Origin of the sequence: Lentisalinibacter orientalis (assembly GCF_040706535.1) — a bacterium.
Lineage (GTDB): Bacteria > Pseudomonadota > Gammaproteobacteria > Steroidobacterales > Woeseiaceae > Lentisalinibacter > Lentisalinibacter orientalis.
Map to the genome: position 1 here is coordinate 807543 of NZ_JAPDRJ010000001.1, position 15236 is coordinate 822778.

Annotated in this window: 15 protein-coding genes; 3 read left to right on the forward strand and 12 right to left on the reverse strand. The window is 68.5% G+C overall.

What is annotated here, in order from left to right:
* Window positions 1–23: 23 nt before the first annotated feature.
* The 10 genes from ACJMK0_RS03625 to ACJMK0_RS03670 form a co-directional block, all read right to left on the reverse strand.
* Window positions 24–1238, reverse strand: coding sequence for a heme biosynthesis HemY N-terminal domain-containing protein (locus ACJMK0_RS03625; protein ID WP_405235593.1), 1215 nt, complete (start codon window positions 1236–1238; stop codon window positions 24–26).
* Window positions 1235–2644, reverse strand: coding sequence for a uroporphyrinogen-III C-methyltransferase (locus tag ACJMK0_RS03630; protein ID WP_405235595.1), 1410 nt, complete (start codon window positions 2642–2644; stop codon window positions 1235–1237). The genes ACJMK0_RS03625 and ACJMK0_RS03630 overlap by 4 nt, the downstream gene beginning before the upstream one ends.
* Window positions 2641–3423, reverse strand: a complete 783-nt coding sequence (locus tag ACJMK0_RS03635) for a uroporphyrinogen-III synthase (RefSeq protein WP_405235597.1) — start codon at window positions 3421–3423, stop codon at window positions 2641–2643. Before ACJMK0_RS03635 ends, ACJMK0_RS03630 begins: the two co-directional genes overlap by 4 nt.
* Entirely contained in the window at window positions 3420–4337 is a 918-nt protein-coding gene (hemC, locus tag ACJMK0_RS03640; protein WP_405235599.1) for a hydroxymethylbilane synthase, read from the reverse strand. Before hemC ends, ACJMK0_RS03635 begins: the two co-directional genes overlap by 4 nt.
* Entirely contained in the window at window positions 4334–5065 is a 732-nt protein-coding gene (locus ACJMK0_RS03645) for a LytR/AlgR family response regulator transcription factor (RefSeq protein ID WP_405235601.1), read from the reverse strand. Before ACJMK0_RS03645 ends, hemC begins: the two co-directional genes overlap by 4 nt.
* Window positions 5062–6117 carry a sensor histidine kinase gene (locus tag ACJMK0_RS03650; protein ID WP_405235603.1) on the reverse strand — a complete coding sequence of 352 codons (1056 nt, stop codon included), beginning with the start codon at window positions 6115–6117 and terminating at the stop codon, window positions 5062–5064. The genes ACJMK0_RS03645 and ACJMK0_RS03650 overlap by 4 nt, the downstream gene beginning before the upstream one ends.
* Window positions 6118–6179: 62 nt before the next feature.
* A complete protein-coding gene (locus tag ACJMK0_RS03655; RefSeq protein WP_405235605.1) occupies window positions 6180–6644 on the reverse strand; it encodes a DUF4124 domain-containing protein in 465 nt (154 codons plus the stop codon).
* Window positions 6645–6962: 318 nt separating this feature from the next.
* Entirely contained in the window at window positions 6963–8237 is a 1275-nt protein-coding gene (locus ACJMK0_RS03660) for an ammonium transporter (RefSeq protein ID WP_405235607.1), read from the reverse strand.
* Between the two features lie 29 nt (window positions 8238–8266).
* Window positions 8267–8605, reverse strand: a complete 339-nt coding sequence (locus ACJMK0_RS03665; RefSeq protein WP_405224929.1) for a P-II family nitrogen regulator — start codon at window positions 8603–8605, stop codon at window positions 8267–8269.
* Window positions 8606–8673: 68 nt separating this feature from the next.
* A complete protein-coding gene (locus tag ACJMK0_RS03670; protein WP_405235609.1) occupies window positions 8674–9315 on the reverse strand; it encodes a TorF family putative porin in 642 nt (213 codons plus the stop codon).
* A gap of 284 nt (window positions 9316–9599) precedes the next feature.
* On the opposite strand from ACJMK0_RS03670, the gene ACJMK0_RS03675 reads away from it, so the two are divergent.
* Window positions 9600–9869: an accessory factor UbiK family protein gene (locus ACJMK0_RS03675; protein ID WP_405235611.1), complete on the forward strand. Its 270-nt coding sequence runs from the start codon at window positions 9600–9602 to the stop codon at window positions 9867–9869.
* A 103-nt stretch (window positions 9870–9972) separates the two neighbouring features.
* Entirely contained in the window at window positions 9973–11514 is a 1542-nt protein-coding gene (locus tag ACJMK0_RS03680; RefSeq protein ID WP_405235613.1) for a YifB family Mg chelatase-like AAA ATPase, read from the forward strand.
* On the opposite strand, the gene ACJMK0_RS03685 is transcribed toward ACJMK0_RS03680, so the two are convergent.
* Window positions 11511–12017 carry a c-type cytochrome gene (locus tag ACJMK0_RS03685; protein WP_405235615.1) on the reverse strand — a complete coding sequence of 169 codons (507 nt, stop codon included), beginning with the start codon at window positions 12015–12017 and terminating at the stop codon, window positions 11511–11513. The two genes, ACJMK0_RS03680 and ACJMK0_RS03685, sit on opposite strands and share 4 nt — an antisense overlap.
* A gap of 138 nt (window positions 12018–12155) precedes the next feature.
* The gene (locus ACJMK0_RS03690) at window positions 12156–14324 is read right to left on the reverse strand and encodes a protein kinase domain-containing protein (protein ID WP_405235617.1); all 2169 of its coding nucleotides are present in this window, start codon (window positions 14322–14324) and stop codon (window positions 12156–12158) included.
* A gap of 309 nt (window positions 14325–14633) precedes the next feature.
* Between ACJMK0_RS03690 and ACJMK0_RS03695 the strand changes: the two genes are divergently transcribed.
* Window positions 14634–15236 carry a PEP-CTERM sorting domain-containing protein gene (locus ACJMK0_RS03695; RefSeq protein ID WP_405235619.1) on the forward strand — a complete coding sequence of 201 codons (603 nt, stop codon included), beginning with the start codon at window positions 14634–14636 and terminating at the stop codon, window positions 15234–15236.

Sequence of the window (15236 nt, forward strand, 5' to 3'; positions counted from 1 at the left end):
CTCATGTCCGGCTCACGTCCCCCTCAGGGGCGCTCGTCGCCGGCCTCGCCCAGGTGCGGCAGCGCGAGCCGGTCCGAGGCGGCGACCATGGTCAGGCCGGAGCGGTAGGCGTCGGCGGCGGCTTCGCCTTCGCCCAGGCGATTGAGGAGGCGGCCGTAGAGTTCGTAGGTCTCGGGCGTGGGCCCGATCGCGAGCGCGGTCTCCAGATAACTCCGGGCCTTGCCCCAGAGCTCCTGGCGCATGCACAGCCGGCCGGCGGTCAGCAGCAGGGCGGCGTCCTCGCCGTGCTGCTTCAGCCAGTTCTCGGCGTGGCGGAGCTGGCGGCCGGCGTCGGCCGTCTCCAGCTTGCCGTACAGTCGGGCCAGCCCCGGCGACCAGCGGGCGCGCAGCCGGCGCCGCAGCTCCGCCTCGGCCACCTCCTCGCCGCCCGCGCGGGCCAGGGCGTCGACGTAGGCGCCGATCAGCACGTCGTCGTCCCGCAGTGCCTTCGGTATCTGCTTCCACACCGCGGTCACGCGGGTGGGATCCTCTCCCGCCTGCTCGAGCTTGCGCCGATGCACTTCCCGGGCCCATTCCTGCAGCGTCCCGGCAGGGATGCGCCCCTGCTTCCTGAGCTTAGGCAGCAGCTCGGCGAGCTGATCCCAGTCTTCGAGCTCCCGATAGAGCCGGCCGAGCAGGAACAGCGCCTGGGAGTGATTGGGGGCGTTCTCCTGCAGGCGCCGCAGCGTCGCCAGCGCCTGCTCGTATTCCTCGGCCGCGAGCTGCAGCTCGGCCTGGGTCAGGAGCACGGCGTTCGTGGCATCCGGCGTCTCCTCGTAGGCCAGCCGCAGCCACTTGTCCCGGCGCTCGCCGTCGCCCTGGAGCTGGGCCGCGCGCGCCGCGGCCAGGTAGTTCAGCAGCGGGGCGTCCGCCCGGTTCACGCGCCGGGTGAGCAGCTTCTCGCCTTTGGAGAAATTGCCCTCGGCCACCTCGATCAGCCCTTTCGTGAACTGGTGGCCGGCGCGGCGGGCACGGAACTCCCCGGCCTTCTCGCCCAGCTTCTTCGGCGCCTTGAGGAGCTCCCAGGCGAGCCAGAGTGCGAACATCGTGGCGAGTATCAGCGCCAGCAGGATGGGTACCGACATCTCGATCAGCCAGCCGCGGATGTTGATGACCACGTAGCCCGGGTCGGCAAACAGGAGGTGTGCGCCCAGGGCGCCCAGGATCAGCGTGACGACGACCCAGGCTCCGAACTTCATTCGGCTCCCTCGTCGGCTCCCGGGCCACTTCCCTGGCCACTGCCCTGGGCCAGGGCCTGGCGCTGGCGGAACAGCCGCAGCGAGGCCGAGATGTCGGGCAGCTCCGCAGCGACCGGGCTGTCGGCGAGCTCGGCGATGGTCTCCACCGCGCCGCTCACCGCCCTGGTGTCCCCGTCGAAATAGCGCTCCAGCCAGCTGCGGGCGTCCTCGAGGCTCTGGCGGAATATCGCGCCTTCGCCCTGCAGCAAAGCGAGGCGCGCCGTCTGCAGCTGCAGCGCGATGTTGGTGCGCAGGAAGTACTGCGCCTCCGGCGACAGCAGCGGCTCCAGCTGTTCGTTGGTGCGGCGCACGCTGACCATGTCCGAGAAGGCGTTCTTCACCGCCGTCCAGGCGCGGCTGAATCCGCTGGTCTCCTCGCCGATCTCCGGCCGCGGCCGATCCTCCGGCGTCACCTCCTCGTCCAGCGGCAGAGACTGGATCACGTCGGCCAGGCTCGCCAACGTCAGCGTGACCCCTTCGATGTCGACATCCTCCACGGCCCGCAGCGCGGTGATCTCGTCGGCGAGTTCGCGGCGTACCGGCGTGTAGACCGGATCGCCCAGCTCGCGGATGCGGCGGTCGGCCAGTTCGAGCGCGAACGCCGCCAGCTCGGCGTTGCCGGCCAGCTGCGCCTGGGCATTCGCCAGCTGCATGTAGTACTCGGCCTCGGCCACGAGCCAGGCATCACGCGCGCCGGCCGATACGCCCTGGAGACTGGCCATGGATTCTTCCAGGTTCTCCATGCGGCCGGGCAGCGACTCGACGATGTCGCGGCTCTCCCGGAACTCGCGCTGCAGCCGCGCGAGTTCGTCGGCATCGGCCGCCTGGCGCGCCGCTTGCTGCGCCTGCTGCAACGATTGCTGCAGCGACGACAGTCGGCCGCGGAGTTCGGACACGGCCTCCGCGTTGTCCGCCGCCTCCCTCTCCAGCGTGTTCACGGCGGACTCGAGCCCGGCCGTCTCGGCGCCGGCGCTGCGCTCCAGCCACCAGCGGTAACCGCTGAAGCCGGCTGCGGCCAGCGCGAGGACGAGTGCCAGCCATGCGACCAGCGCGACGGTCCTGCCGCCGCCACTGGCGTCTTTACCGTTGCCGCCGGGGGCGGGCACGGCGGCGCCTCCGCCTTCGTGCGGGTCGTCCGCGCGGGCTGAGTCTGCTGCGGGGGGTTCTTCGTGCGCGGCGGCTGAGGCGTCGTCCGTGGCGGCTTCCGCGGTGTCGTCTGCGGGCTGCCCGGAGGCCTCCCGGGCCTCGGCGGGGGCCTCGTCTTCGCCCTGCGCCTCCCGAGCCTCGTCGGCCTCCGGCGGGCCGGCGTCGGGTCGGGCATCGTCGTCCGCTGCGGTCTTCGACCGGGGCTTCTCTTGCTCAGTCATGATCTGCTCTGTCCGGTATCCCCGTCGGGGAAGACCATCGCCAAGACCATAGCCCGAACGAGGTCGGAGGGCTCCGGGCCTTGCGCAAGCAGGGTGTCCACAGCGATGTCTTCGCGTACGGCGAGTTGTAACACACGATCGCTGGCGCTCACCAGTGTGGCCCCCCGCAGCACTGCCGCCCCGTTTTCCCCCAGCAGTTCCGCCAGGTTACGCAGCGTGGCGACGCTGAGGCAGGTCACGTAACGGAGCCGACCCTCACGCCAGGCGGCGATGACCGCCTCGACCTCCCCGGCTTCCGGCTGTGGCAGCCGACGCTCGTAGACCTCGGCGTAGTCGACCGTGGCGCCGCGCTCGCGCAGCGTGTCGGCCAGCAATTCCCGGCCGCCGCGGCCGCGCACGATGAGCACCCGGCGGCCGCTCATGTCGGCGAGTTCGTCCGCGGCCAGCAGGCTCTCGCTGTCGTAGCCGCCCGCGGGCGTGAGGTCGGGCGGCCGGCCGGCCCGGCTCATCGCCTCGGCGGTGGCGGGGCCGATGGCGGCGTAGCGGCAGCCGGGCAGCGAGAGAAAGCGGGCGCCGTGCCGCACCGCGTTGGGGCTGACGAAGACGGCCAGGTCGGGTGTCTCACCGGCCGCCTCCTTCCCGTCCACCGCAACGATCTCGAGCGCCGGCAGCAGCCAGGCCACGCCGCCCGCCTCCTCGACCGCCGCGACGAGCGGACCCGCCTGGTCCCGGGCACGGGTGACGAGGACACCGGCGCCGGCCAGCGAGGGCCGGCTCATGCGGTCGCGGATTCCGCCGCGGCGAGAATCTCGCCGGCGCCGGCCGAGAGCAGCCGGTCCGCCAGCGTGGCGCCCAGGGACTCGCCATCGACAGCGGCGCCCTCGATGCTGTCCTCCAGCATCCGCGAGCCGTCGGTGGCGATCACCCGGGCGAGGATCGTGATGCGGTCGCCCGCCGTGGTCGCGTACACGGCGATGGGGGAATGGCAGTCCGCGCCGAGGGCGACGCCCACCCGGCGCTCGGCGGCGACCACCAGCCGCGCCTCGGCGTGCTCGAGCTTGCGCAGCACCTCGATCAGGTCGGCGCGGTCCTCGTGGCATTCGATGCCGACGATGCCCTGGCCGTTGGCCGGCAGGATCACCTTCGGATCCACACATTCCGCGATGCGGTCGTCCAGCCCCAGCCGCTTCAGGCCCGCGGCGGCGAGCATGATGGCGTCGTAGTCGCCGGCGTCCAGCTTGCCGAGGCGGGTCTGCACGTTGCCCCGCAGCGGCTTCACGGTCACGTCGGGCCGGCGCACCAGCACCTGGGACTGGCGCCTCAGGCTCGAGGTACCGACGACGGCGCCGCCCGGCAGGGCGTCCAGCGTGCTGCCCACCATGGCGTCCCGCGGATCCTCGCGTTCCAGCACGGCCGGCAGGGCGAAGCCGGGCGGCATTTCCCCCGGCACGTCCTTCATGGAATGCACGGCGATGTCGGCCTCGCCCGCCTCCATGGCCACCTCCAGCTCCTTGATGAACAGCCCCTTGCCGCCGATCTTGCTGAGGGTGCGGTCGAGGATGCGATCGCCCTTCGTGGTCATCGGTACGAGCTCGACGGCTTCGACCTCGGGCAGCGCGTCCAGGCGCTCCGCCACGTGGCGGGCCTGCCAGAGTGCCAGTTCACTCTCCCTCGTCGCGATTCTCACCCTCATTGAATGCCTCCCTTGAGTCGTTGGCGGATCTCCCCGACATGGCGCCTGCTGACGGGCAGGGTCTGTCCGGTGCGGCGGAAGCGTACCACCGGTTTGCCGTCGGCATCCTTATCCAGCGCCTCGAGGTGCTCCAGGGCGACCAGGGAATTGCGGTGGATGCGGCAGAAATCCGGCGCGAACTCCTCCTCCAGCGACTTCAGCGACTCGTCGAGCAGGTCCTCGCCCCGGCGATGGCAGGCGCGCACGTATTTCTGGTCCGCCTGGAAGTAGTAGACGTCCGCGACCGGGATCAGGCGCAGCTCGTCGCGCACCCGGGCGCAGAGGTGGCGGCGCCGTTCGCCGGTGGCGGCGATGCCGGAGAGCTGGCCGCCGGTGAGCCGGGCGGCGCGCGCGAGCGCCTGCTCCAGTTTGCTGCGGCGGATGGGCTTCAGCAGATAGCCGACCGCCTCCGCCTCGAACGCCTCGATGGCGTACTCGTCGTAGGCCGTGGTGAAGATTACCGCTGGCGGGCTGGCGAGCCGCGCCATGTGCCGCGCGGTCTCGATGCCGTCCATGCCCGGCATGCGGATGTCCAGCAGCACCACGTCGGGGCGCAGCCGCTCGCAGAGCTCGAGGGCCTCCCGGCCGTCGGCCGCCTGGCCGGCGATCTCGCAGCGCTGCATCCGGCCGAGCTGATCGGCGAGCCGCTCGCGGGCCGGCCGTTCGTCGTCGACGATCAGTATCCTCACTGCTCCGCCTCCTCCGCGGGGAAGCGCAGCGTCACGCTGTAGCGCGCCTCGCTTTCGTCCACCTCCACGCCGGCGCGGCGGCCGAAGGCGAGCTCGAGTCGCTGGCGGATGTTGTCCAGCGCCAGCCGGTTGCCCTCCCGGCGCGTGGCGCCCGGCGACCGGGGATTGGAGATGGTGAGCATCACGTCGCCGTCATCCCTGCGGCCCCTGATCGAGACCGTGCCGCCCTCGGGCAGCGGCTCGATGCCGTGATAGATGGCGTTCTCGAGCAGCGGCTGCACCATCAGCCCCGGGATGCGGGCGCGCATGGGCAGCTCTGCGACGTCCCAGTTCACCACCAGGCGCTCGCCCAGGCGCAGCTGCTCCATGCGCTGGTAGATCCGCGCCACCTCGAGCTCCTGCTTCAGCGGGATCATGCTCTGCGCCTCGGCGAGGGTGGCACGGAAGAGATCGGAGAGATCCTCCACCGCCTCCTCGGCCCGGCCGGGATTGCTGCCGATCAGCGCCGCGATGGTGTTCATGCTGTTGAACAGGAAGTGCGGCCGGATGCGGGCCTGCAGCGCGCGGATTCTCGCCCGCGCCTCCAGCTCCACGTTGCGCCGCCATTCGCCGGCCACGTAGAAATAGCGCAGCGCGACCGCCGAGACGAGCCCGCTGATGCCGAGATTGCGCAGCAGGAACCAGCCGTGGCTCTCGGTCTGCAGGAACGCGCTGGCGTACACGCGGTCGAGCCACCAGGCGCATTCCGAGACCAGCAGGGTCACGAGTTGCAGCAACACGAAGCACAGGGTGAGCGCGGTGACGACGTCGATGCCTGCGAGCCAGCGGCGGGCTCTGCACAAGACTGCCGCGCTGGTCAGCGCGATCCAGAGCACGAACAGCGAGTTCGTGGAGAGGCCGAGCAGGAAGGAGTCGCCCTCGGCCGTGCCTGCCAGCGTGAGGACCAGGGCGACCATCTCGGCGATGAGCACCACCACGAGCACCGCCCGGGCCGAGCAGAAGTCGGGCAGGTAGGACTGCCCGTCGCTGGTCTCCTCGCCCAATGCCGCCACAGTGAACTCCGCTCGCCCCTGCGCAGGGATTCTACCCCAGCGTCACCGGGTGGGCGGTGCCCTCAGTTGCAGTTCTCGTTGACCGCTTCCTCGGCCTTGGCGCGGGCTTCGGCGATCTCGGCGTCGTCCAGGTACTGGCGCTCGCCGTTCTCGTCGAGACGGTACAGCCGGCGGGAATTGATGTAGCTCGCCAGCCGCTCCCGCGCCTCTTCGCAGCGCGCCGCCTTCTGCTCGCGCTGGGCCGCGGCGTCGGCCGCCTGCTGCTCGGCGGACGCGCGGCGCTCCGCTATGGCCGCGTTGGACTCGGTGCGGGCCGTCTGGCGCTGCTCGTAGCGTCGGGCGACCGTGGCCCGGTCGGTCTGCCCGGTCTCGATGTCGAGCTTCTTCGCGTCCTCGCTGCCCGGCTTGTCACCGTAGTGCACGGTGCCGTCGGCGTCGCGCCACATGTAGACGTCGGCGGTTACCGGCGTCGCCAGGAAGAAGGTGGCGCCGAGAACGATAAGCCCTGTCCGGATCAGTCCATTCATGTTCCAGATTCGTCTTTCCCAGATTCCGTGGATGGGGTTCCAGCCAGCGATGGAAGAAGTCTAGCACCGGGGCCGTCCGCATTAAGTGAACCAACTCCCATTCCGGGCTGCGGGCCCGTCGCACATTATGTTCACACTACCTGATCCGGCTGACTGCTGCCGCCCGGATAACCGGCGCCGGCACAAAAAAAGGGCCCCTGACGGGGCCCGGCAACAGCGGCTGCGTGCCACAGCCTTTGCAGGTAGGTATCCGCCGGCACCGGGAGGGGGACCGGATGACGCCGGCGGATACCCTTAGTGATTATTATGGTGTTTTTCCTATTCGCCGCCTCCCTTGACGAACTCGGGGTATGCCTCGAGGCCGCACTCGCTGAGATCCACGCCCTCGTACTCCTGCTCCTCGCTCACCCGGATGCCGACGGTGGCTTTCAGGATGAACCAGACGATGAAGCTGGCGATGAATACCCAGGCGAAGATGGTCACCAGGCCGAGCAGCTGGGCACCGAAGGTGGCGCCCTCGTTGGTCAGTGGCACCGCCAGCAGACCCCACATGCCGACCACGCCATGGACCGAGATGGCGCCCACCGGGTCGTCGATGCGCAGCTTGTCCAGGAACACGATGGAACCCACGACCAGCAGGCCGCCGACGAGGCCGATGATGGTGGCCACGCCGGGCGTCGGCGTCAGCGGTTCGGCCGTGATGGCCACGAGTCCGGCCAGGGCGCCGTTCAGGGCCATGGTCAGATCCGCCTTGCCGAACCAGAGCCGCGACAGTATCAGCGCGCCTACCAGGCCACCCGCGGCGGCCATGTTCGTATTCACGAAGATCATGGAGACCGCGTTCGCTTCGCCGACGTTGGACACCATCAGTTCGGAGCCGCCGTTGAAGCCGAACCAGCCGAGCCAGAGGATCAGCGTGCCCAGGGTGGCCAGCGGCAGGTTGCAGCCCGGGATGGCGTTGATCTCGCCCTTCGGCCCGTACTTGCCCTTGCGCGCGCCCAGCAGGATCACGCCGGCGAGTGCCGCGGCGGCACCCGTCATATGCACCACGCCGGAGCCCGCGAAGTCCTGGAAGTTGGCCTGATCCAGGAAGCCGCCGCCCCACTTCCAGTAGCCCTGGAGGGGATAGATGAAGCCGGTCAGCACCACCGCGAAGGCGAAGAACGACCAGAGCTTCATGCGCTCGGCGACCGCGCCGGAGACGATGGACATGGCGGTGGCCACGAACACGACCTGGAAGAAGAAGTCGGACAGGCCGGAGTAGTAGATGTCTCCGCCGCTGGCGATCACGTCCTCCGCGGTGTTGTCGGCACCGAGGAAGAAAGAGATCCCCGGGAACCAGCTGGATACCGCGTCGCCGGGGTACATGATGTTGTAGCCGACCACCATGTACATGATGCAGGCGATCGAATACAGACCGACGTTCTTGGTCAGGATCTCGGCCGTGTTCTTGGCGCGGACGAGACCCGATTCGAGCATGGTGAAGCCGGCGGCCATCCACATGACCAGCGCGCCCATCACCAGGAAATAGAAAGTATCGAGGGCATAGGCGAGTTCGGTCACCTGCCCGCTTAACTGTGTGAGTTCTTCCACTGGGGGAGCCTCCCTTTATCGTTATACGGTCAGACGGCCTCCGCGCCGGTCTCACCGGTGCGGATGCGTATCGCCTGTTCGAGGGTGGTGACGAAGATCTTGCCGTCGCCGATCTTGCCCGTTCGGGCCGTGTTGGTGATCGCCTCGATCACCTGCTCGGCGATGTCGTCGTCCACGGCGAGTTCGATCTTGGCCTTCGGCAGGAAGTCCACGACGTACTCGGCGCCGCGGTAGAGCTCGGTGTGGCCGCGCTGACGGCCGAAGCCCTTCACTTCCGTTACGGTGATGCCCTGTATGCCGATGTCGGCCACCGCCTGGCGGACGTCATCGAGTTTGAAGGGCTTGATGATCGCTGTGATCAGCTTCATTGCTTGTACCCCTGTTTCGGTTGGATGTACCGGGAGCGGCGCGCGTGAGCGGCCGCTCCCCGGTCTTGTCAGTCGAGATCGAAGGACTTGCCGATGGTGAAGATGATCGACTCGTCGTTCTCGCTACGGCCCGTCAGGTCGTCTTCGGCCAGGATCAGCGAGACCCCCAGGTCAACGCCGGAGAAGTCCCAGCCATAGCCGAGCTCGAGGTAGTTGCCGTCGAAGTCCTGGCTGAAACCGCCGAAGGTCGCATAGAAACCCTCGTACTCGCCGGTAATGGAGTAGAACGTGTAGTCCTGGGTGGGGCCGTCGAAGTTCTCGTACTCACCGAAGGCCGTCGCGATGCTCAGCCAGTCGTAACCGACGGAGAGGTTGATCTCCTGGTAGGTGTCGTCGAAGTCGCCGGTGTAGTAGTAGCCGGTGAAGCCGATGCCGTACGTGAAGCCCTCGATCTCGCCGCCGTAACCGAAGTAGCCGTCGACCTCGAGACCATCGGCGCCGGGACCATTGTCCACGTCGGCTGCCCACGTGCCGACGTAGAAGCCGTTCTGCTCGAAATCCAGGCCGGCATAAGCCGAGGAGTTCTTCTGGAAGATGCCGCGGAAGTGGTACTCGCTCATCCAGCCCGCATTGGCGGAGAAGTCGGCCATAGCCGCACTGCTTGCAAGCACACCCGCCGTCAGTAGTGCCGTCTTGTTGATCAGTTTCATGATTTCCTCTGTATTTCTCGGATGATCTGTTTCTGTTGTCGTTATGCGCCCGGCAGCCGACCGGGCCGGTGCCAATGCGGGCTGGGTAAAGCAGAATCTGTGCCAAGACGGGATATGGCTTGAATTCAATAAGTTACCTTCGGCCTGGTCTGGCGTATGCTCCGTTATGGTGCAGCGAGAATGCTGCTCTGCATCATGATGGACAGCGCCGACGCCACTTTTCCGGGCGCAGTGGCCCGATTCGGGCCTGGCCTTTCGCCGCCGCCTGCGATAAACAGTGCCCCATGGAAAAAGAAACCATAGACAGCCTCGCCAGCCGGCTAGCGGCGGCGGTCCCCCAGGGGTTGCGCTCGGTGCAGGGCGACCTGGAGGAGAATTTCCGGGCGATGCTCCGCACCGCGCTCGGCCGCATGGATCTCGTGACCCGGGAGGAGTTCGAGGTTCAGGCCGCCGTGCTGGCCCGCAGCCGCTCACTGCTCGAGCAACTGGAGAAGCGGGTCGCCGAGCTGGAAGCCGAAGGCGGCAACGGCGAACCCGCCAGCGACCAGGACTGACTCCGCGCCGGCGCGCCCGGCGCCCGACGTCGAATCTGTCTGGCAAGTCTCCCTCGCGAGTCTGCCGGGGAAGTCTGCCAGCGAAATCTGCCAGGGAGGGCGGATGGGACTCGCCACGCTTCACAGCCGGGCCCAGAACGGGCTCGAGGCGCCCCCGGTGATGGTGGAGGTGCACCTGTCCGGCGGCCTGCCCCGGTTCTCCGTCGTCGGCCTCGCCGAGGCGGCCGTGCGCGAGGCGCGGGACCGGGTTCGGGGCGCCATCCTGGAGAGCGACTTCGAGTTCCCCCAGAGCCGCATCACCGTCAATCTCGCCCCGGCGGACCTGCCCAAGTCGGGCGGTCGCTTCGACCTGCCGATCGCGCTGGGCATTCTCGCCGCCCGCAGGCACGTACCGGCCCCGGCGCTCGGGAACTGCGAGTTCTACGGCGAACTCGGCCTCAACGGCGAGCTGCGGGCGGTACCCGGGATACTGCCGGCCGCGGTCTGTGCCGCGGCCGCCGGAAGGGCGCTCGTGGTACCCGCGGCCGTCGCGCGGGAGGCGGCGCTGATCCGCGGGGCCACCGTGTTCGCGGCGTCGAGCCTGACCGAAGTCGTCGCGCACCTGCGCGGCAAACCACGTCTGCCGGTGCTGGACACCGGCCTGCCACCGCTCGCGGACAACCCCTGCGAGGACCTGGCGGACGTAATCGGGCAGTCACGGGCGCGGCGGGCGCTGGAGGTGGCTGCAGCGGGCGGTCACCACCTGCTGCTGATCGGACCGCCGGGCACGGGCAAGAGCATGCTGGCCTCCCGGCTGCCAGGCCTGCTGCCGCCGCTGACCGAGGCGGAAGCCCTGGAGACCGCGGCCGTCGACTCCGTCGCGGGCCGGCCCTTCGACGGCGAGCGCTGGGGCCGGCGGCCTTATCGGGCGCCGCACCATACCGCCTCGGCACCTGCGCTGGTGGGCGGCGGCAGCACGCCGATGCCGGGCGAGATCTCCCGGGCCCACAACGGGGTCCTGTTCCTGGACGAGCTGCCGGAGTTCCAGCGTCCGGTGCTGGAGGTGCTGCGCGAGCCGATCGAGCGGGGCCGCATCACCATATCCCGTGCCCGGCGCCAGACCGATTTCCCAGCGCGCTTCCAGCTCGTCGCCGCCATGAACCCCTGTCCGTGCGGCTACCGGGGCGATCCCCGCCACGAGTGTCGCTGCACGCCCGGCCAGATCGCGATGTACCGCAGCCGCGTCTCCGGCCCGTTCCTGGACCGCATCGACATCGGCGTGGAGGTCACCCGGCTGCCCCCGGAGGTGCTGCGATCGGGTCAGTCGTCAGGCGAGCCCACGGCGGCGGTGGCCGCTCGGGTCGCCGCGGCGCGCCGGCTCCAGCTCCGGCGGGCCGGGAAGCTGAACGCCGCGCTGGGCAGCCGCGAACTCGCGGCCCATGCGCCGCTGGACGACGCCTGCCGCAGGCTGCTGGCGTCGGCCGCCGACCGCATGGCGCTGTCCATGCGGGCCTGCCACCGGGTGATCCGGGTGGCCCGCAGCATCGCGGACGTCTCCGGCAGCGAGGCGATCGGCACCGATCACCTCGCCGAGGCGGTGAGTTTCAGGAATACGATTACGGGCGCCGCGGGCATGCGGACCCGGCCGACCGGGACAGGACACTAGCGGCTCTCTTCCACCATGTAGTCGACTGCGGCGATCACCTCTTCGTCGGACAGGTCGGTGCGGCCTCCCTTTGGCGGCATATAGCCGGCATCGCCCTGGAAGCCGTTCAGGCTATGGTCGTAGAGGATCTCCATGCCTTTGGCGATGCGCGCCTCCCAGACGGAGGCGTCCCCCACCACCGGCGCGCCGGCCACACCGGCGCCGTGGCACGCGATGCAGGCCTGGTTGTAGACCTGGGGTCCCGACAGGGTGGCCGCCACCGGCTCGGGCGTCGGCACCGTCTCGGCCTCCGCCCGTGCTGCGGCTTCCTCGCCCGGCATCACCACCTCGCCGATGGGCGCGATGCGCTGTTTCACCTCGGCCTGGAACATGGCCTCCGATTCGGCCCCGGGCGTACGGTCCGTGATGGACTCGGCCAGCAGGAAGATACCGACCGCCACGGCGATCAGGATGCCGAGGATCAGCATGAAGATGTCGAAGAAGCGACGGTCGTGCGTGCTCAAGGGATCACTCCGGTTGTTGCGGACGGGTGAGTAGAGCTCCGGCACCGGAGACCGGCGGGAGCCTGTTCAGCAGCCGCTCATTATACCGGCGATACCATGGATTTGGCAGCGCCCGGACCGCGCCGACGACCGTGTGTCTCAGTCCTGCAGCCGTTGTTCACACTGTGCGATTCGGGCGTCGTCCTTCTTCACCCATTCTCCCGCCTCGCCGAACAGCTCGACGTGAATTTCACGGGCCTCGCGCAGCAGCGGTAGGGCGAGATCGCAGCGGCCGTGATCCCGGTGGGTCTGCGCATGATTGTAGAGCGAAAGGGCGTAGAGGGAATGGCGGGCTCCCAGCTCACGGTGATAGATCCCTGTCGCCTGCCGATGCAGGCGGTCGGCCTCCTCGTAGCGGCCCATGTCGTTCATGATCGCTGCCTTCTCGAAGACGATGCTCCCCTGCCGAGTGCCGTAATTGTCGCCCAGATTCTGCCGGTAGATCCGGTCCGCCTCTTCTATCGTCTCCAGCGCCTCGTCCAGTCGCTCCTGTTCCCGCAGCGCCCAGGCCATATTGACCATCGTAATGGCGCAGCGCGTACAGTCGTCCCCCTGGATCTGGCGCAGGAGACGGATCGATTCCTCGTACTTCGCAATCGCGGCTGCCTTGTCCTGATGACTCAGCACCAGCCCGTAGTCTCCTGCGAACCCGCCCAGGACCCCCACAGGCGCGTCGGCGGCGCGATACGCCCTCTCGGCGCGTTCCATGTTCTCGACCGCGGCATCGAAGTTCGCGGCCCGGCGCTCCAGAAGGCCCAGCCGCCGCCACGCGTTCGCATACACCAGATCGTCGGCTCTGCCGGCCCGCTCGTAGAGGTCTATGATCTCGCCATACGGCTCCCGGGCGGCATCGAAGTCCGAAAGCCGGTAGGTCGCGTACGCGAGGTTGCTGCGCAGGAGCCCGCGCTGTTCGAAGTCGATATCGGGGTGGTCGATGAGTTCCGGCAACGCGGCCTCCAGCAGGTCCCGACTACTCTGCCATTCGGCCATGCTGTTGAGCGCACCGGAGAGCGAATTGACCAGGCGCGCGCGCACCACCGGCCGCTCCGCGAGTTCGGTCTGCAGCAATTCCGCGCCCCGCGTAACGGCCTCGGGCACCGTGCGCGGCTCATCCGGTGTGAGCATCGCGTTGGAGCCGGATATCATCCCCAGCAGGAAATCGGACATACTCTCGGCAACCGCGGCCTCCTGCTGCGCCCGCTCGTTGGCGAGAATCGCCGCTGCGCGCTCCCGGTCGATGGCGTGGATGTACCAGGCCGTCGAGGCGACGGTGACCGCAAGGAACAAGGCCACGGTCGCGGATGGCAGCCAGTTGCGCCGGAGGAACTTTCCGCCGCGCTGCAGCACGCCGGGATTCCGTGCCGCGACCGGGTAGCCGGCGAGATGATTCTCCAGGTCGCGCGCCAGGTCCGCGGCCGAGCCGTAACGCTCGGCCGGATCCGGGCGCAGGCACTTGTTGATGATCGCCGCGAGCTCGGTTGGCAGCCGGCCGAGCAGGCGTGACTCGGCCGTGACCGGGATTCCCCGGACCGCCCGTGCCGTGGCCGAGGCCGGCGTCTCTTCCTCGAACCCCGGTTGCTGCTCGAACAGGTCCAGGAACAGCAGCCCGAACTGATAGATATCGCTGGCAACCGATACGGGTTCGTTAAGTAACTGCTCGGGACTCGCATAGCGCGGCGTCATGGGGCGATACGCCGCGGTCAGGTCATCCGGCGACTCCAGGATTTTGGCGATGCCGAAGTCCAGCAGCTTCAGGCTCCCGTCCTCGGTAATGAGCACGTTGGACGGTTTCAGGTCGCGGTGCACCACCAGCCTGGCGTGGGCGAATTCCAGCACCTGCGCGAGGCGCAGCATCAGGCGCGCCTTGCCGCGAGTGCTCGCGCGCCGGTCCCGGACGTAGCGGTCGATGGGTTCCCCCTCGACCAGCTCCATGATGATGTAGAGGTTGCCGGACTCCGACACGCCGGCATCGAACAACTGCGCGATATCCGGGTGAGCGAGACTGGCGAGGATGCGACGCTCCAGCTCGAAACGCCGGGCGTACTCGCCGCCGAGCCCGGACGGCACGACCTTCACCGCCACCTCGCGCTCGAAGGTGCCGTCCGTCCGTTCCGCGCGATAGACCCGGCCCATGCCGCCGGCGGCGATCAGCGAGAGCAGGCGATAGGGGCCGATGGTGCTGCCGACCAGGGAATCGGCGCCGGACTCCGCCAGTTCCCCCAGATCGCGGATCGCACCACCCGTCCTGAACCTGTCGTCGTCCTGCATTCCTGTTCGCCCCCACCTTAGGGTGCCCGGCCGGCCCGCTGCGGGCAACTGCCCTGTAATGACACAGATCGTAAACGGGCGCCGGAGTCCGCCAGTCAGAGTCCGCGAGGCAGCTGCAAGTGGTACGGCATGGCTATAAGGCTATGCGTGCGCCCTGGAGGTATCCATGCTGCTAGCCCTCGATCCGTCGATAGATGGGCCGGGCAGTCACATCCGCGCGGGGGTGAGCTGATTGGTCCGCCGTTTACGCCTAACCCCATAACGACTCCGGGCAGGACCCGGCATAACAACAACCAAGGGGAGATGAAAATGGGTCCCACGCGCCTCGCTGCATTCTTCGGTCTTTGTCTTCTTGCTGTTTCGGTCTCGGCGACGCCAATCTTCTACGAAGTCGAGCCTGCCGACGGCGAGGACCGGTACACCTACTTCTATACGGTGGGCAACGAAATCGGGGCGCCGATCGAGTCCTTCCAGATCTACTTCGATGCCGACCTGTTCGTGTTCGACCTCGTGCCGGACCCATGGGGTAGCGGGTTCGACATCGCCGACCCCTTGTCGGCGGACGCACCGGACGACTGGGACGTCCTCCTCCTGCCGCCGGATCCGTTTTTCCCGGGTGAGCCGGACGACCAGCGCGGAGTTTTCGATGCGCTGGCCCTCGGTGACCCGGTCGGAGTCGGAGAACTGCTGGCAGGTTTCTCGCTGACTTTCACCTATCTCGGCGATGGCCGGCCCGGTTCCCAGCCATTCACGATCTTCGACCTCGCTTTCAACGAGGTCGCCAGTTCGTTCACCCGTCCGCTGCCCACGGCAGCGGTGCCCGAGCCGGGCACGTTCGCACTACTGGGGGCCGGACTGGCCCTTCTGGGATTGCGACGCCGCCCTCGCGATCGCACCCCTCTCTCGTCCTGA